Annotated in this window: 18 protein-coding genes; 3 read left to right on the plus strand and 15 right to left on the minus strand. The window is 67.1% G+C overall.

The annotated features are described in order from the left end of the window. Window positions 1-37: 37 nt before the first annotated feature. From RSD66_RS09830 to trpC, 3 genes are read left to right on the plus strand one after another with little or no spacing between them, the layout of a single operon-like run. Window positions 38-628 (plus strand): anthranilate synthase component II, encoded by a 591-nt coding sequence (locus RSD66_RS09830; protein WP_415287543.1) that lies wholly within the window; start codon window positions 38-40, stop codon window positions 626-628. Beyond that, on the plus strand, window positions 625-1662 hold the full coding sequence (trpD, locus tag RSD66_RS09835; protein WP_415289588.1) for an anthranilate phosphoribosyltransferase: 1038 nt from the start codon (window positions 625-627) through the stop codon (window positions 1660-1662). The genes RSD66_RS09830 and trpD overlap by 4 nt, the downstream gene beginning before the upstream one ends. Further along, window positions 1662-2465: an indole-3-glycerol phosphate synthase TrpC gene (gene trpC / locus RSD66_RS09840; RefSeq protein ID WP_415287544.1), complete on the plus strand. Its 804-nt coding sequence runs from the start codon at window positions 1662-1664 to the stop codon at window positions 2463-2465. Before trpD ends, trpC begins: the two co-directional genes overlap by 1 nt. A 159-nt stretch (window positions 2466-2624) precedes the next feature. Here trpC and lpxB read toward each other — a convergent pair whose 3' ends face one another. From lpxB to rpsB, 15 genes are all read right to left on the minus strand, one after another. Then, window positions 2625-3791 carry a lipid-A-disaccharide synthase gene (gene lpxB / locus RSD66_RS09845; protein WP_415287545.1) on the minus strand — a complete coding sequence of 389 codons (1167 nt, stop codon included), beginning with the start codon at window positions 3789-3791 and terminating at the stop codon, window positions 2625-2627. Further along, window positions 3788-4627, minus strand: a complete 840-nt coding sequence (gene lpxI, locus RSD66_RS09850; RefSeq protein WP_415287546.1) for a UDP-2,3-diacylglucosamine diphosphatase — start codon at window positions 4625-4627, stop codon at window positions 3788-3790. The genes lpxB and lpxI overlap by 4 nt, the downstream gene beginning before the upstream one ends. After that, window positions 4624-5412, minus strand: a complete 789-nt coding sequence (lpxA, locus tag RSD66_RS09855) for an acyl-ACP--UDP-N-acetylglucosamine O-acyltransferase (protein WP_415287547.1) — start codon at window positions 5410-5412, stop codon at window positions 4624-4626. Before lpxA ends, lpxI begins: the two co-directional genes overlap by 4 nt. Next, window positions 5409-5873, minus strand: a complete 465-nt coding sequence (gene fabZ / locus RSD66_RS09860; RefSeq protein ID WP_024352581.1) for a 3-hydroxyacyl-ACP dehydratase FabZ — start codon at window positions 5871-5873, stop codon at window positions 5409-5411. Before fabZ ends, lpxA begins: the two co-directional genes overlap by 4 nt. Beyond that, entirely contained in the window at window positions 5870-6889 is a 1020-nt protein-coding gene (gene lpxD, locus RSD66_RS09865) for a UDP-3-O-(3-hydroxymyristoyl)glucosamine N-acyltransferase (RefSeq protein WP_303683062.1), read from the minus strand. The genes fabZ and lpxD overlap by 4 nt, the downstream gene beginning before the upstream one ends. 8 nt (window positions 6890-6897) lie before the next feature. After that, window positions 6898-7482 (minus strand): OmpH family outer membrane protein, encoded by a 585-nt coding sequence (locus RSD66_RS09870; protein WP_024352579.1) that lies wholly within the window; start codon window positions 7480-7482, stop codon window positions 6898-6900. Window positions 7483-7516: 34 nt separating this feature from the next. Further along, a complete protein-coding gene (gene bamA, locus RSD66_RS09875; protein WP_233551823.1) occupies window positions 7517-9895 on the minus strand; it encodes an outer membrane protein assembly factor BamA in 2379 nt (792 codons plus the stop codon). Between the two features lie 52 nt (window positions 9896-9947). Continuing rightward, window positions 9948-11174, minus strand: a complete 1227-nt coding sequence (locus RSD66_RS09880; protein ID WP_415287550.1) for a M50 family metallopeptidase — start codon at window positions 11172-11174, stop codon at window positions 9948-9950. Window positions 11175-11187: 13 nt separating this feature from the next. Continuing rightward, window positions 11188-12384, minus strand: coding sequence for a 1-deoxy-D-xylulose-5-phosphate reductoisomerase (gene dxr, locus RSD66_RS09885; protein WP_415287551.1), 1197 nt, complete (start codon window positions 12382-12384; stop codon window positions 11188-11190). Further along, window positions 12381-13199, minus strand: coding sequence for a phosphatidate cytidylyltransferase (locus RSD66_RS09890; RefSeq protein WP_415287553.1), 819 nt, complete (start codon window positions 13197-13199; stop codon window positions 12381-12383). The genes dxr and RSD66_RS09890 overlap by 4 nt, the downstream gene beginning before the upstream one ends. Window position 13200: 1 nt before the next feature. Then, window positions 13201-13959: a polyprenyl diphosphate synthase gene (gene uppS / locus RSD66_RS09895; protein ID WP_024352574.1), complete on the minus strand. Its 759-nt coding sequence runs from the start codon at window positions 13957-13959 to the stop codon at window positions 13201-13203. A 34-nt stretch (window positions 13960-13993) separates the two neighbouring features. Beyond that, window positions 13994-14551: a ribosome recycling factor gene (gene frr / locus RSD66_RS09900; protein WP_024352573.1), complete on the minus strand. Its 558-nt coding sequence runs from the start codon at window positions 14549-14551 to the stop codon at window positions 13994-13996. A 40-nt stretch (window positions 14552-14591) separates the two neighbouring features. Continuing rightward, window positions 14592-15329: a UMP kinase gene (pyrH, locus tag RSD66_RS09905; protein WP_024352572.1), complete on the minus strand. Its 738-nt coding sequence runs from the start codon at window positions 15327-15329 to the stop codon at window positions 14592-14594. 145 nt (window positions 15330-15474) lie between these two features. Continuing rightward, a complete protein-coding gene (gene tsf / locus RSD66_RS09910; RefSeq protein WP_024352571.1) occupies window positions 15475-16413 on the minus strand; it encodes a translation elongation factor Ts in 939 nt (312 codons plus the stop codon). A gap of 98 nt (window positions 16414-16511) precedes the next feature. After that, window positions 16512-17402, minus strand: coding sequence for a 30S ribosomal protein S2 (gene rpsB, locus RSD66_RS09915; RefSeq protein ID WP_415287554.1), 891 nt, complete (start codon window positions 17400-17402; stop codon window positions 16512-16514). Between the last annotated feature and the right edge of the window lie 24 nt (window positions 17403-17426).

Raw genomic sequence — 17426 nt, forward strand, 5'->3', positions numbered from 1 at the left:
GGCCGCCCTGCCTCCCCGTCTTCAAGAAGCCTTCGCCATGATCCTCGTCGTCGATAACTACGACAGCTTCACCTACAACCTCGTCCACTACCTCGCGGAGTTGGGCGCGCAGACGCATGTTGTCCGCAATGACGACCTGACCGTCGAAGAGGCCTGGGCCCTTCAGCCCGAGGCCGTCCTGTTGTCGCCCGGTCCCTGCGCGCCGGATCAGGCGGGCATCTGCCTGTCGCTGATCGAAACGGCGGCCGAGACCATGCCCATCCTGGGCGTCTGCCTGGGCCACCAGTCGATCGGCCAAGCCTTCGGCGGCGAGGTGGTGCGCGCCAAGACCCTGATGCACGGCAAGACCTCGCCTATCCTGCACGAAGGGCGCGGCGTCTTCGGCGGCCTGCCCTCGCCCTTCACAGCGACGCGCTATCACTCGCTGGCCGTGCGCCGCGAGACCCTGCCCGACACGCTGGAGGTCACCGCCTGGACCGAGGACGGCGAGATCATGGGCCTGTCGCACCGCACGCGTCCGATTCACGGCGTCCAGTTTCACCCGGAATCCATAGCCACCGAACACGGCCACGCGATGATCGCCAACTTCCTCGATCTGGCGGGCGTCAAGCGATTGGCGAACATCTGATGGACAGCATCAAGCCCCTGCTGGCCAAGCTGGTCGACGGACAGGTGCTGACCCCGGACGAGGCCAAGCGCTTCTTCGCCGCCTGCCTGCGCGGCGAGCCGACCCCGTCACAGGTCGCCGCCGCCGTCACCGCCCTGCGCATCCGCGGCGAGACGGTGGACGAGATCGTCGCCTTCGCCAGCGCCATGCGCGACGCCGCGCGCTCGCTGGAGCACCCGTTCGATCAGGTGATCGACACCTGCGGCACCGGCGGCGACGGCCAGCACACCTATAATATCTCGACGGCGGCCTCTTTCGTTCTGGCGGGCGCAGGCCTGAAGGTCGCCAAGCACGGCAACCGCGCCATCAGCTCCAAGTCCGGCTCGTCCGACGTTCTGGCCGCGCTGGGCGTCAATCTGGACGCCACGCCCGCCCAGCAGGCGCGGGCGCTGGATCAGGCGGGCATCGCCTTCCTGTTCGCGCCGACCTATCACGGGGCCATGCGTCACGTCGGGCCGGTGCGCGGCGAGATCGGCTTCCGCACCGTGTTCAACCTGCTGGGGCCGTTGTGCAATCCGGCAGGCGCGACGCATCAGGTCATGGGCGTCTACGACCCTGCCCTGCTGGGGCCGCTGGCCGAGGTTCTGGGCCGACTGGGCGCCCGGCGCGCCTGGACCGTCAACGGTCAGGGCCTGGACGAACTGACCACCACAGGGCCGACTGAGGTGGCCGAGTGGAAGGATGGCGTCGTCCGCCGCTTCACCGTCACGCCCGCCGACGCCGGCCTGCCGCTGGCCACGCTGGACGACCTGCGCGGCGGCGACGCCGAGCATAATGCGGCGGCCCTGACCACCCTGCTGGCGGGCGAGCGCGGTCCCTATCGCGACATCGTCCTGCTGAACGCCGCAGCCGCCCTTGTAGTGGCCGGGCGGGCCGAGGACCTGAAATCGGGCGCCGAACTGGCCGCCGCCGTCATCGACGACGGCCGCGCCGCCGCCGCCCTGGCTGAACTGGTGCGCGTCTCCCACGCGCCGATCGAAGACGAGGACGCCTGATGAGCGACGTTCTGGACCGCATCGCCGCCTACAAGCGCGAGGATGTCGCCGCCCGCAAGGCCGCCGTTTCGCATGACGCCATCGAGGCGCGCGCGAAAGAGGCCTCGGCCCCGCGCGGCTTCCACGCCGCCCTGGCCAGCCGTTTCGCCGAAACCGGCCGCCCGGCCCTGATCGCCGAGATCAAGAAGGCCAGCCCGTCCAAGGGCCTGATCCGCGCCGACTTCGACCCGCCTGTTCTGGCGCAGGCCTATGAGCGCGGCGGCGCCTCCTGCCTGTCCGTCCTGACCGACGGGCCCAGCTTTCAGGGCGACGACGCCTATCTGGGCGCGGCGCGCACGGCGGTCGCCCTACCCTGCCTGCGCAAGGACTTTTTGGTCGATGCGTGGCAGGTGGCCGAGAGCCGGGCGCTGGGCGCCGACTGCATCCTGATCATCATGGACATGGTCGACGACGCCCTGGCTGCCGAGCTTCTGGGCGAGGCGACCCGCTGGGGCATGGACGCCCTCATCGAGACCCACGACGCCGAAGAAATGGCGCGCGCCGCCAGGCTGGTTCAAGGCCGCGACGACGCCCTGATCGGAATCAACAACCGCTCGCTGCGGACCTTCGAGGTCGATCTGGCGACGACCGAGCAACTGGCGGCGTTGAGCCCGGAGGACGCGCTTCTGGTGGCTGAAAGCGGCCTGTTCACGCCCGACGACGTGGCGCGTGTCGCCAAGGCCGGCGCCCGCGCCCTGCTGGTCGGCGAAAGCCTGATGCGTCAGGCGAACGTGGAAGCCGCGACTCGAGCCTTGCTGGCCTAAGTCCTCAAAAAACCGCTCATCCCGGCGGACGCCGGGACCCAGTGCTTTGGCCACAGTCACAGGCCTAGCCACGGTGACGCCCGCACAATCGGCCAGGAACTGCGCACTAGGTTCTTACTGGGTCCCGGCGTCCGCCGGGATGAGCGGGGTGTGAGGTGATCAAGCCGCCTTCGCCGCGATCACCCGCAGCACGGCGTCCGCCGCCAGTTCCGACGGATCCGGCCCGCCGCGCCCCATCAGGTCCAGCGCCTCGGTCTGACGGCGCGCCTGATCGGCCGCCGCCTCGGGATCGGTCAGTAGCCGCCCCACCGCCTTGGCAAGCGCCTGCGGCGTCGCCTCATGCTGGATGAACTCCGGCGCGATGGCCTCGTCGGCGGCGATGTTGAACAGGGTGATGTGCTTGGCCGTCACCAGCCGCTTTATCAGGACGTAGCTCAGCCCGTCGATCTTATAGGCGATGACCATCGGCGCGCCCGCCAGCGCCAGTTCGGTCGAGACCGTGCCGCTGGTGGCCAGAGCGGCGTTCGCGGCCTTCATGGCGTCGTACTTGTCGGCTTCCTGCACGGCATGGGCGCGGAACGGCCAGGCCGCGACCCGGCCCGCCACGTCAGCGGCCACCGTGCCCGCCGCGACGACGGCCACCTCCAGCCCCGGAATCTGCGCCTTCAGCTGTTTGACCGCCTGTTCATAGACGGGCGTCATGCGCGCGATCTCGCTGGGACGGCTGCCCGGCAGGACCAGCAGCAGCGGCGCATCCGCCGCAATGCCCCGCGCCGCGCGGAAACGGGCGCCGTCGGCCCCCGCCATGTCGACGTGCAGCGCCTGTGAGCCGACGACTGTCGTCGGCAGACCCGCCTTCTCGAACCACGGCGCGTCCAGCGCATAGAGGGCCAGCAGGTGATCCACCGCCCCCGCCAGCGTCTTAGCCCGGCCCGGCCGCGAGGCCCAGACCTGCGGCCCGACGTATTTGATCAGCGGCGTCTTCGGCGAGGCGGCGCGGATCGCCTGAGCCACGCGGATGGTGAAGCCCCAGCTGTCGATCAGCACCACGGCGTCCGCCTTCTCCGCCGCCGCCAGCGCCGCCGTCTCGGCCACGCGCTTCTTGACCCGGCCGTAGGCCTTCAGCCCCTCGATCCAGCCCAGGATCGACAGTTCGGCGATGTCGAAGGGGCTCTCGACGCCCTCAGCCGCCATCTTGGGACCGCCCACGCCGACGAAGACCACGTCCTTGCCCAACCGCGCCTTCAGCGCCCGCGCCAGCCCGGCGCCCAGCGCATCGCCCGAGGCCTCGGCCGCCACCAGCATGACCTTCAGCGGACGGCTCATCGCGGCTCTCCCCATACGAACAGGCCCAGACGATCGGCCGCCTCGACCAGACCTTCATGGTCGATGACGATCAGCCGCCCCTCGAACCCGCCGATCCCGGCCAGACCCGCAGCGGCGGCCAGTTCGACCGTCGTCGGTCCGATAACGGGCATGTCGACGCGCAGATCCTGTATCGGCTTGGGCGCCTTGCCCAGAGCGCCGCGCGCAAAGCCGGGCGAGCCGCGCAGATCGGCGGGCAGGCTGGCGACACGCCGCAGCATCTCGTCCGTGCCTTCCTGAGCCTCGACCGCCAGCACCAGTCCGTCGCAGACGACCGCGCCCTGACCAATATCCAGTTCACCTGATTTTTCAGCGACGTGCAGCGCCTTCTTAAGGTCCGCCAGTTGCTCCGCCGTCGGCGCCACGCGGCCCAGCGCACCCGCCGCCAGCATCTCTCCGCCCAGAATGTCGTCTGCCCCCTCAACGGCGAAGCCTTCATCCTCGAACACCGACAGGATCTTGCGCAGCAGGGCGTCATCGCCCTTGGACGCCGCCGCAATAATGCCGGGCAGCAGGGACGCGCCCTTCAGATCAGGCTTCAACGTCTTGAAATCCGGCCGGTTGACGTAGCCCGCCAGACAGACCGCGCGGCAGCCCTCGGCCCGCATGGCCTTCACGATCTTGCCGATCTCGGCCATGCCGAAGTCCTGCCCCGGCCAACGGTGCAGGTGGGCGTCGGCGAAGCCTTTCAGGCGGATGATGAAAACCTCTCGCCCCTCGGCCTCACAGCGCTGGGCGACGCGGATGGGCAGATCGCCCGAACCCGCGATCAGGGCCAGCTTGGGCGCGGTCGTCATTCCGCGCCCGGCAGACACAGCGGGCGCTTGCCGCCGTCACGGATGAAGGACGTGATCTCCATGATCTCGGGCAGGTCGGCATAGAATTGCTCGACCCGATCCAGGCGCTCGGCGAAGACGCCTTCGCCCTCGAACAGGTCGCGATAGGCAGCCAGCAAACGGCGCACCGCGTCCTTGCCGTAGCCTTTGCGCTTCAGCCCGATCAGGTTGAGGCCGTGCAGGCTGGCGTGATTGCCCCAGACCGAGGCGTAAGGGATCACGTCGCGCGTCACGGCGGCCAGACCGCCGACGATGGCGCCCTGCCCCACCCGGCCGTTCTGGTGCACGGCGCACAGGCCGCCGAGGAACACCTTGTCGCCGACATGGACGTGACCGCCCAAGGTGGCGTTGTTGGCCATTGTGACATTGTCGCCGACCACGCAGTCGTGGCCGACGTGGGCGCCGGTCATGAACAGGTTGTTCGAGCCGACGCGGGTGACGCCCGATCCCTGCGGCGTGCCCCGGTTGAAGGTGCAGTGCTCGCGGATCAGGTTGTTCTCGCCGATCTCCAGCCGCACCGGCTCGCCCTTATAGCCGCCGTGCTGCGGATCGCCGCCGATGACGGCGAAGGGGTGGATCGTCGTGTTCGCGCCGACGTTCGTGTCCTGCTGGATCACCACATGGCTGACCAGACGCACGCCGGAAGCCAGCGCCACGCCCGGCCCCACGGTGCAGAACGGGCCGATCTCGACCCCGTCCGCCAGGGTCGCCGAGGCGTCCACCACAGCGGTCGGGTGGATGGTCACTGGGCGGGCTCCGCCACGGTCACGACCATGGCCATGAACTCGGCCTCGGCGGCCAGCTTGCCGTCGATGAAAGTCTCGCCGCGGAACTTGTAGGCGTCGCCGCGCGCCTTGATGACCTTGACCTCCATGCGCAGTTGGTCGCCCGGCCGCGCGGGCTTGCGGAAGCGCACGCCGTCGATCGACATGAACATGATGACCTTGTCGGCCACCGCGACATCCAGCGACTTGGACATCAGCAGCGCGCCCGTCTGGGCCATGGCCTCGACGATCAGCACACCCGGCATGACCGGGTCGATCGGGAAGTGGCCGGGGAAGAAGGGCTCGTTGTGGGTGACGTTCTTGATGCCGACGATGGAGGTCGCCGCCACGAAGTCCTGCGCCTTGTCGACCAACAGGAAGGGATAGCGGTGCGGCAGGCGACGCATCACCTCGGCGTAATCGATCTTGTTGTCTTCGCTCATTCTTTCGATTCCTTCGCGCCCTTCTTCTGGGACGCCTGTTTGGACAGCCAGACCGTCTCGCGCAAGAACTGGCGCAAAGGCTTGGCGGGATAGCCGGACCAGATTTCGCCCGGCGGAATGTCGGCCAGGACGCCGCCGCCAGCCGCGACGCGCGCGCCTTCGCCGATGGTGATGTGGTCGCCCACGCCCGCCCGGCCGCCGAAGATGCAGTTGTCGCCGCTGGTGACCGAACCCGAGATGCCGGTGTGCGCCGCCATCAGGTTATTGCGGCCGATGACGCAGTTGTGGCCGATCATGACCAGATTATCGATCTTGGTGTTCTCGCCGATGACGGTGTCGTCATAGGCGCCTCGGTCGATGCAGGAGTTGGCCCCGACCGTCACCCCGTCCTGCAGGATGACGCGCCCGAGCTGAGGAATGTCCACCGGCCCGGCCTTGGACCCGGCGGCGCCGAAGCCCGCCTCTCCGATGCGCGCGCCGGCCAGCAGCTTCACCCGGTCGCCCAGCAGGGCGAAGCCGACAGTGACGCCAGCGCTGATCAGGCAGTCGCGGCCAATCTGGACGCCCGGTCCGATCACGGTGTTGGCGCCGATGCGGCTGCCGCGCCCGATGCGGACGCCTTCGCCCAGGATCGCGCCCGGCTCGACCACCACGGTGTCGTCCTCAGCGGCCTCGGCGACCGTAATGGCGCGGTCCAGACGGATCGGCCGGTGTAACAGGGCCGACGCCCGCGCCCAGGCGGCCTGAGCCTCGCCCGACACGATGACAGCGGCGTCAGCGGGCGCCGCATCCACGGCCGACGGCGGCACGATCACGCAACCCGCCTTGGTCTGCGCCAAGGCGGCGGCGAACTTGCGGTCGCCCAGAAACGCAATCGCGCCCCGGTCCGCACTGGACAGAGGCGCAACGGCCGAGATGACGACCTCGCCGCCCCGGACGACCTCCCCGCCGATGTGCTCGGCGAGGGCGGCGACCGTCAGGGGCGACAGGGTCTGAAAGAACCTCGGATCGGGCATGGCCCGTCTTACGACTGCGGCTGGGCCGGAACCGGCATGCGGTTGAAGCTCAGCGTCGGCAGCTGGGCGTTCAGACGCTGGATCACGGTGTCGGTGACGTCCATGGCCGGGTTCAGGATGAAGACGCTTTCGCGGTCGATCATGATGCCGCAGCCCTTCTCCTGATAGACGGCGACCAGCAGGGGCTCGATGGCTTCCGAGATCTTGCGGCGCTGTTCAGCCAGGGTGTAGCGCAGTTCATTCTCGCGCGTGGCTTCCAGTTGTTGGGCTTCCTGGATGCGTTGCTGCAGTTGCTGGCGGCGCTGGTTCATCTGGTCAGCCGGGATGGTCGCCTGACCCTGTTGCAAGGCCTGAGCCTCGGTCTGGATGGTGGTGGCGTAGGGCTGGATCTCGCCCTGAACTTCCTGCGCCAGCTGTTCCATGCGGGTCTGAACGGCCTGGCCGACAGTCGACTGGGCCAGAACGCGCTGGTTGAAATAGACGCAGACGCCGGGAATGACCGGGCCGGGGTTGGCCGGGCCCTGCGACTGGGCCAGGGCGGCCGAGGCGGTCAGCGAAGCGAGGGCGAAGGCGCCGATAGCGATGAGTTTCATAATCTAAGCCTTAGTGACGGCGGTCGGGCCGCAGTTAGAATTGGGTGGAGGTCGAGAAGCGGAACGTCTCGGTCTTGTCGTAGTCTTCGCGGGCCAGAACCTTGGACAGGTCGAAACGGATCGGCCCCATCGGCGAACGCCAGTGGATGCTGATGCCCGCCGCCGCGCGCAAGGCCAGGTCGTCGACGATGTTGGGGTTGCGAAGCCCCGTCGACGGGTCGACCAGATAACGGTCATCCAGCTTGCCGATCGTGCCGACGTCCGCGAACAGCGAGGTCTTGATGCCGTATTCATCGGGCAGCATGTTCGGCACGGTCAGTTCGACCGTACCGATGGCGTAGAAGTTGCCGCCCAAGGCGTCCGTCGTGGTCAGATCGCGCGAGCCCATGCCCGCTGTCTCAAAGCCGCGGAAGGTGTTGCCGCCCTTGAAGAAGCGGTCGTTGATCCGAATCGGATCACCGCTCCAGCCGCTGACATAACCCGTCTGGCCCTGGAAACTGACCACCCAGTTCGGACGGATGCCATAGTACCAGGAGGCGTCCGCCTCGGTCCTGATGTAGTTCACGTCGCCGCCGATGCCGGCAAAGTCCTGACGCAGGGAGGCCGTCCAGCCGCGCGTCGGGCGCACCGGATCGTTCAGGCGGTTGACCAGCAGGGTATAGCCCGCCGAGGAGTTCAGGAACGACCCTGCCTGATCGCACAAGGCCGACGAGCCGGCGCCGACGCCCCCGCAATAGCCGTACGGGATGACGACTTCATCGCTCTTCAGGAAGTAGCGGGCGCTGAAGCTGGCGTAGCCGTTCAGCGGATAGGTCACACGCACCCCGCCGCCCGTCGAGCGATAGTCATAGGACGAATATTTGCTGAGGTCGTAGCGGGTGTGGAACAGGTCGAAGCCCGCCCGCACGTCGCGTCCCAGGAACTTGGGCTCGGTGAAGCGGAAGTCGATCTGCTGGCGCAACGAACCCCACTCGGCGCGGGCCACGACGTTCTGGCCGCGACCGCGGAAGTTGCGCTCGGTGATGCCCAGGTTCAGCACAAAGGAGTCGACCGAGCTGAAGCCCGCCCCGACCGACAGCTCGCCGGTGGGCTGTTCTTCGACGGTCACGTTGACGACCGAGCGGTCCGGTGCGCTGCCGCGCGTCTCTTCGATCTTGACGTCCTTGAAGAAGCCCAGGGCGCGCAGGTTGTTGCGCGAACGCTCGACCAGCGAGCGGTTGAAGGCGTCGCCCTCGCCCACCATCAGTTCGCGACGGATGACGGTGTCCAGCGTGCGGGTGTTGCCGACCACATTGATGCGGTCGATGTAGACGCGCTGGCCTTCACGCACGTTGAAGGTGACGTTGACGGTATCGGTTTCAGGATCCGCGCGATAGGTCGGGTTGATCTCGACGAAGGCGTAGCCGGCCGAACCGGCGGCGAAGGTCAGGGTGTCGACCGCCGCCTGAATGCGATCGCTTTCATACAGATCGCCCTTGCGGATCGGCAGCAGCAACTGCAGGAAGTCGCCGTTCAGCCGGTCATTCTCGGTGACGACCTTGATCTCGCCGAAGTTGTAGCGGTCGCCCTCGTCCACCGTGACGGTGACGCCGAAGGCGCTGTTGTCCGGCTTCAGTTCAGCCACCGACGACAGGATGCGGAAGTCGTAATAGCCGCGGTTCGTATAGAATTTGCGCAGCTGTTCCCGGTCGTAATCCAGCCGGTTCGGATCGTAGTTGTCGTTGGAGCTGAACAGCCGCCACCATTTGGAGGTCTTCGTCACCATGACCCCGGCCAGGTCGCTGTCCGAAAATGCTCGATTGCCCAGGAAGGTGATGGCGGCGATGCCCGTCTCGGGGCCCTCGTCGATCTCGAACACCACGTCGACGCGGTTCTGATCCAGTTGGACGAGCTTGGGCGTCACCGTCGCCGAGATGCGGCCCGACAGGCGGTAAAGTTCGACGATCTTGCCGACGTCTTCCTGAACCCGGGCGCGGGTGTAGATGCCGCGCGGGCGGATCGTGACCTCGTCGCGCAGCTTCTTCTCAGCCAGCGCCTTGTTACCCTCAAACGTCACCTGGTTGATGATCGGGTTCTCGGCGATCTCGACGATCAGATCGCCGTTCGCCTGCAGGCCCAGTTGAACGTCGGCGAACAGGCCTGTGCGCGACAAGGTCCGCACCGCCACGTCGATGGTCACGGCGTCGATGGTGTCGCCCGGCTGAATCGGCAGATAGGACAGGACCGTCGTCTGGTCGATCCGCTCGTTGCCACGCACAACGATGCGGTTCACCACGGCGCGATCGGCCTGGGGCGGCGCTTCCTGAACCACGACGTTGGGCGTCTGTTGGGCCAGCGCAGGGCTCGCGAGGCCGGCGGCGAAGGTCAGGGCCAGGGCGCTGACCCCGAGAATGCGGCCACGGGTCTGGGTCATGAGGCGACTGTCGTTTTGATTCATGCGGGTACCATCGGGGGCTGGCGTCGGCTCACGAGACGAGCCCGCCGAGGAATTTGAAGAGATTGAGCTTCTGCAGATCGTTCCAGGTCGCGAACAACATCAAACTCGCCAGCAAAGCAAGACCGACCCGGTACCCCGCTTCCTGCACCCTGGCCGCCATCGGACGGCGCGCCACGGCTTCATAAGCGTAGAACAGCAGGTGCCCCCCATCCAGAACGGGAATGGGCATCAGATTTAAAAAGCCGATTCCGACCGAAAGTATGGCCGCGAAGCTCGTCAGCGTCAGCAACAGATTGCGAACAATGGCCCAGGGCTCGGGATTGGCCGCCACGGCGGCGTTGGTCAGGGCGCCCGAAGCCTTGGCGATGCCCAGCGGCCCACTGAACTGATCGCCCGACTCGCGGCCCGTGAAGATGCGGCCGATATAGGTCAGGGTCGTATTCAGGATGGCGCCCGTCTCGCGCACGCCCTGCCCCACAGCTGCGATCGGGCCGTAACGGACATGACGAATCTCGTCGCGGGTCGAACCCAGGGCCAGACCGATGCGGCCGACGGTGACGCGACCCGCGATGCGATCAGTCTCTACCCGGCGCTCAGGCGTAGCGGTCAGTTGCACCGGCTGATCGCCGCGCTCGACGGTGAAGCGCACCGGATCTCCGCTGCTCAGGGCCACAATGCGCGTCACCTCGCCGCCATCGGCAATCAGCTTGCCGTTGACGTGAGTGATCAGGTCGCCTTGCTGGAAGCCGGCGGCGGCGGCGGGCGATCCCGCCTGCACCTGCATCACCCGCGCCGGGCGAAGCTCGACGCCGACCAGGCTGAACAGCAGGGTGAAGATGAAGATGGCCAGGACGAAGTTGGCGAACGGGCCGCCCGCCACGACCAGGGCACGCTGCCACAATGGCTTGAAATACAGATAGTCGCGCTCGGCGCCCGGCCCGTGCTTGGCCGTCAACGCCTGGCGCATGGCCTCAAGACCGGCGCGATCAGGCACGCCCGTCGCGTCCAGGTCGCCGGAGAACTTGACGTAGCCGCCCAGCGGCAGCCAGCCCACGCGCCATTCGACGCCGTGTTTGTCAGTGCGTTTGAAGATGGCGCGGCCAAAGCCGATGGCGAAGCGATCCATCTTCACGCCAAAGGCGCGCGCGGTCAGGAAATGCCCCAGTTCGTGCACCGTCACAACCAGCGTCAGGACGAGCAGAAACGGCACGACATAGGTCAGAATCTGGCTGATCACGCCTATCATGCCGCTCATCTCTCCTGCGCCCTCAGGCCGCCATGTTCAGCGAGGCGATGACGTCGCCCGCAATCCGCCGCGCCTGCGCATCGACGGCCAGAGCCGCGTCGCAGGCATCGTCCGAACCGCAAGACACGCCCGCGCTGGTCGCCTTCTCAAGGGTGTCGGCGACGACTGCGGCAATATTGAGAAAGCCCAGCCTTCGGTCAAGAAACGCCAGAGCCGCCACTTCGTTGGCTGCATTGAAGACGATCGGCGATGCGCCGCCTGCGGCCAAGGCTTCGCGCGCCAGCCTCAGGGCCGGAAAGCGCGCCTCGTCGGGAGCCTCGAACGTCAGCCGCCCCAGCGACGCCAGGTCCAGCTTGGGCGCAGGCCAGGCCAGCCGATCCGGCCAGGACAGGGCGCAGGCGATCGGCGTCCTCATGTCCGGCGGCCCCATCTGGGCCAGGGTCGAACCGTCCACATATTCCACAAGGCTGTGGATTATCGATTCCGGGTGCACCACCACATCAACCCGCTCGCCGGGCATGTCGAACAGATAGGCGGCCTCGATCAGTTCCAGCCCCTTGTTGGCCATGGTGGCGCTGTCGACTGAGATCTTGGCGCCCATGCTCCAGTTCGGATGGGCGACCGCCTGTTCGGGCGTAATCCGCGTCATGGCGGCGCGCGGCAAGGTGCGGAATGGCCCGCCGGACGCGGTCAGCACCAGCTTGGACACGCGTTCGGGCGCCTCAAAGGGGAAGACCTGAAAGATGGCGGAATGCTCGGAATCAACCGGGATCAACTGGCCGCCGCTGCGCCGGACCCGCTCGATTAACGTCGGACCACAACAGACCAGGCTCTCCTTATTGGCCAGGGCGAGGGTCGCGCCCGTCCCCGCCGCCGCCCAGGCCGACCGTAGGCCCGCCGCCCCGACGATGGAGGCCATGATCCAGTCGGCTGGCCGCGTGGCCGCCTCGACAATGGCGTCAGGACCGGCCGCCGTTTCGATCCCTGTTCCCGTCAGAGCTTCGCGCAGTTCATTCAGCCGCGCGGGATCGGCTGTCACAGCGATGCGCGGGCGCCAGCGGCGCGCCTGCTCGACCAGCCGGGCGATATTGGCGCCGCCGGTCAGAGCTTCGACCTCGAACTGCGCAGAGCCCGCGCCTTGCGCCTGCTCCATCAGGTCCAGCGTCGACGAGCCGACCGACCCCGTCGAGCCCAGAACCGTCACGCGCCGCGCGATCACGCCGCCCGCTCCAGCATGAGGACGATCAGGCGCCCGGCGGCGACCACGACCACGGCGAACATCAGGCCGTCGACGCGGTCAAGCAGGCCGCCGTGGCCCGGAATCAGATTGCCCGCGTCCTTGACCCCGAAACGCCGCTTCAGCGCCGACTCCCACAGATCGCCGCCCATGGTGGCCAGGGCGGCGGCCAGGCCCAGCACCCCGCCCCAGACGGCGGTCAGCATCCCCATGTCCAGCCAGCCCGCCATCGCGGCGCCGGCGATCATCCCGGCGGTCAGCCCGCCGATGAAGCCGGACCATGTCTTGTTCGGCGAAAAGCGCGGCCACAGCTTGGGGCCGCCGACGAAGCTGCCGACCAGATAGGCCAGAATGTCCGCCGACCATGCCACGGCGAAGACCAGCACCGTCCAGTACAGCCCCTGCACCTCATGCAGGTCGCGCAGCCAGATCAGCAGGACGCAGGGCCAGCCGAGATACAGCACGCCATAGGCCGTATCGAGCGCCGACTCGCCGCGCGTTCGGGCGAACAGACCCGCCGCCAGCGCTCCGAACACCATAAGCACCAGGGCCAGCGAAATCTGGCCGACGTGGGCGGCGATCACCGCCACGACCAGGGCCAGGGCCACGCCGATACCGATCGGTCGCCATAGGCTGGGCGCGCACATCCGCGCCCATTCAAACGCCAGCAGCACCGCGCCCGCCACCACCAGGGCGCAGAACCAGTCGCCGCCGGCCCAGGTCGCCAGAACCGCCGCCGGCGCCAGTACGACCGCAGAGGCGGCGCGCAGGGCGATGTCGCGAGGCTTCAACGCCATATCAGACCGCCGCCTCGCCATAAGCCGTATCCATGACCTCGCGCCCGCCATAGCGACGCTGGCGACAGGCGAACTGGGCGATGGCCTCGGCCAGGGCTTCAGCGCCGTAGTCCGGCCACAGGATGTCCTGGAAAACCATCTCGGCGTAGGCCGCCTCCCACAACAGGAAGTTGGACAGACGCTGCTCGCCCGAGGTCCGCACGATCAGATCGACCGGCGGCGCCCCGGCCGTCGACAGTCCAGCGCCCAGCGCCTCTTCGTCGACGACGATGTCCTCGCCCGCGCGGGCGCGATCGACCAGCCGCTGGGCCGCATCGGCCAAATCCGCGCGGCCGCCATAGTTGAAGGCCACCTGCAGCAGGAATTTGTCGTTGTGGGCCGTCTGCGCCTCGGCCCGCGCGACGATGCCGGCGATGTCCTCAGGCAGGCCCTTGCGGCGCCCCAGCACCTTGACCCGCACGCCCGCAGCCTCCAGCCGCTTCAGATCACTGCCGACGAAGGCGCGCACCAGCCCCATGAGGTCGGACACCTCGTCGGCCGGACGGCTCCAGTTCTCGGTCGAGAAGCCGAACACCGTCAGGCACTGCACGCCCAATTCAGGCGCGGCCTTGATGGTCCGGCGCAGCGCCTGGACCCCCTCGCGGTGACCTACGGCGCGCGGAAGGCCCCGTCGCTGCGCCCAGCGGCCGTTGCCGTCCATGATCAGGGCGACGTGACGAGGCCCCTTTGCAGGCGCCGTGGCGACGGGCTCGGCCGACATATGAGACCTTCCTTGGACAGACCTGACGCGGGCGTCAGACCTGCATGATCTCGACTTCCTTGGCCTTCAAGGTCTCGTCGATGCGCTTGATGGCGGCGTCAGTGTCCTTCTGGACCTCAGCTTCCATCTTCTTCTGTTCATCCTGGCTGATATCGCCGGCCTTTTCAGCCTTCTTCAGCTCGTCGTTGGCGTCGCGGCGCACGTTGCGCACAGCGATCTTCTTGTCCTCGGCGTATTTGGCGGCCAGCTTGGCGAGGTCCTTACGGCGCTCTTCGGTCAGCGGCGGGATCGGAATACGCAGGTTCTGGCCGTCGACGATCGGGTTCAGGCCCAGGCCCGCGGAGCGGATCGCCTTCTCGACCGAGACCACCATGCCCTTGTCCCAGACGCTGACCGAGATCATGCGCGGTTCCGGCACGCTGATGGCGGCGACGGCGGTCAGCGGCGAGGTCGCGCCATAGGCTTCGACGACGACCGGCTCCAGCAGGCCCGCGTTGGCGCGGCCCGTGCGCAGGCCCGCATAGTCATCCTTCAGCGAGGAGACCGACTTTTCCATCCGGTCACGAAAGGTTTTGAGATCGGGTTTGGCCATGACGAATGTCCTTGGTCCTGTCGTTGAATAGCGAAGCCGCTCAGGCGGGCTTGTTGGTGATGACGGTATAGGTCCCCTGCCCCGTCAAGGTCTTGTGCAGCGAACCTTCCTCGCGAATCGAGAAGACCACGATCGGAATGCCGCTGTCGCGCATCAGGGCGATGGCCGAGGCGTCCATGACCCGCAGGTCCTTGGCCAGGACATCCTGATAGGTCAGCGTTTCATAGCGGGTGGCCGTCGGGTCCTTCTTCGGATCGGCCGTGTAGACGCCATCAACGCTGGTGCCCTTTAGCAGGGCGTCGCAGCCCATCTCGGCCGCCCGCAGCGCGGCGCCGGAGTCCGTGGTGAAGAAGGGCGCGCCCACGCCGGCGGCGAAGATCACCACCCGGCCCTTTTCAAGGTGACGCAGCGCGCGGCGACGGATGTAGGGCTCGGCGATCGCGGCCATCGGAATGGCGCTCTGAACCCGCGTATCTACGCCGATCTTCTCCAGCGCGCCCTGCATGGCCAGGGCGTTCATGATGGTGGCCAGCATGCCCATGTAGTCGGCGTTGGCGCGGTCCATGCCCTCGGCCGCCTTGGACAGGCCACGGAAGATATTGCCCCCGCCGATGACCAGACAGATTTCGACGCCCTGACGCGCCACAGCGGCGACGGCGGCGGCGACCACATCCACCGTCTTCATGTCGATGCCATAGGGCTGATCGCCCATCAGGACCTCGCCCGAGACCTTCAGCAGGACGCGCTTGTAACGAAACTCAGAGGGGGCGTCGGGCATGATCAGGGGTCCGTGGATACAGGGGTTAGCATCCGCGCGAAGTGAATCGGCGGCTCATCATAGACGAAGGGCGCGTCAGCCTTCAAAGCCGAACGCGCCCAAACGCATAATTCTCCCTCCCCTTCGCGGGGAGGGAGAGGTCTTCTTAGTTGCCGCCGGTCATCGAGGCGACTTCCGACGCGAAGTCCGGAGCGTCGGATTTCTCGACGCCTTCGCCCAGGGCCATGCGGACGAAACCGGCCAGCTTCAGCTCAGAGCCCAGTTCTTTGCCGGTGTTGGCGACCAGTTGTTCAATGGTCACGTCCGGGTCCATGACGAACGGCTGCTTGGTCAGCACCACGTCCTTCTGGAACTTGGCGATCTGGCCCGACACGATCTTCTCGATCATGTTTTCCGGGCGGCCTTCTTCCTTGGCCTTCTCGATCAGGACAGTGCGCTCCTTCTCGATCGCAGCCGGGTCCAGGTCCGAGGTGTCCAGCGCCAGCGGAGCCGTGGCGGCCACGTGCATGGCGATCTTGCGGCCCACTTCGCGCAGGGCTTCCTTGTCGCCGGCGCCTTCCAGGGCGACCAGCACGCCGATGCGGCCGACGCCCGGCGAAACGGCGTTGTGCACGTAGGTCGCGATCGCGCCTTCGCCAACCGACAGACGAGCCGCGCGACGCAGCTGCATGTTCTCGCCGATGGTGGCGATCAGGTTGGTGACTTCGGCCTCGACGGTCTTGCCGTTTTCCAGCGTCGCGCCGTGGATGGCTTCGACGCCGTCGTGGTGCAGGCCCAGTTGAGCGAATTCCTTGGCGGCCGACTGGAACAGGTCGTTACGGGCCACGAAGTCGGTTTCGGCGTTGAACTCGATGGCCGAGGCGACTTCGCCCTTGCCGTCTTCGCGCACGGCGACGGCCACCAGGCCTTCGGCGGCGACGCGGTCGGCCTTCTTGGCGGCCTTGGACAGGCCCTTGGCGCGCAGCCAGTCGATGGCCGCTTCGATGTCGCCGTTGTTCTCAACCAGCGCCTTCTTGCAGTCCATCATGCCGACGCCCGAACGCTCGCGAAGCTCCTTCACGAGGGCGGCAGTGATCTCGGCCATGTCTTTCTCCTGAAATTCAAAATGGGCGGCCGGACTGGATAGCCCGGCCGCATGTCAAGTTGACGTCACTCCGGCGCTCTAGGCCCCGGACGTCGATCTCAGCCCTCGACCTTCTCAGCCTCGACGACCTCGGCAGTCTCAACCGCAGGGGTTTCGACGGCAGCAGCATCGGCCGCGACCAGTTCTTCAGCCACGCCTTCCGTGCCGGCCGGAGCCGGGTCGGCGGCCACGGGGGCCGGAGCTTCGCGCAGCATGGGCTCAACCGGAGCTTCCGAAGCGCCCAGGTCGATGCCTTGGGCGACGGCGCCGGCGGCCAGGCCGTCCAGGACGGCGTCGGCGATCAGGTCGCAGTAGGTCTGGATGGCGCGGGCGGCGTCATCGTTGCCCGGCACCGGATAGGTGATGCCGTCCGGGTCCGAGTTGGTGTCCAAGATGGCGATGATCGGGATGTTCAGCTTGCGGGCTTCCTGGATCGCGATCGATTCCTTGTTGGTGTCGATCACGAACATGATGTCCGGCACCGAACCCATGTCCTTGATGCCGCCCAGCGACAGTTCCAGACGGTCCTTCTCGCGCTGCAGGGTCAGCAGTTCCTTCTTGTTCCGGCCTTCGCCGGTTTGAAGGATGGTTTCCAGTTCGCGCAGGCGCTGGATCGAGTTCGAGACGGTGCGCCAGTTGGTCAGGGTGCCGCCCAGCCAGCGATTGTTCATATAGTACTGGGCGCAGCGCGTGGCGGCCTGCGCGACCGGATCGGCGGCCTGACGCTTGGTGCCGACGAACAGCACGCGACCGCCCTTGGCGGCCACATCGCGGACGGCGACCAGAGCCTGGTGCAGCAGCGGCATCGTCTGCGACAGGTCGATGATGTGGATGTTCGAGCGCGAGCCGAAGATGTAGCGGTCCATCTTCGGGTTCCAGCGGTGCGTCTGGTGACCGAAGTGAGCGCCGGCTTCCAGCAGGGTACGCATCGAGAATTCAGGCAGAGCCATGATCGTGTTTTCCTTTTTCCGATC

The organism is Brevundimonas sp. S1H14, assembly GCF_047716865.1.
GTDB lineage: Bacteria > Pseudomonadota > Alphaproteobacteria > Caulobacterales > Caulobacteraceae > Brevundimonas > Brevundimonas naejangsanensis.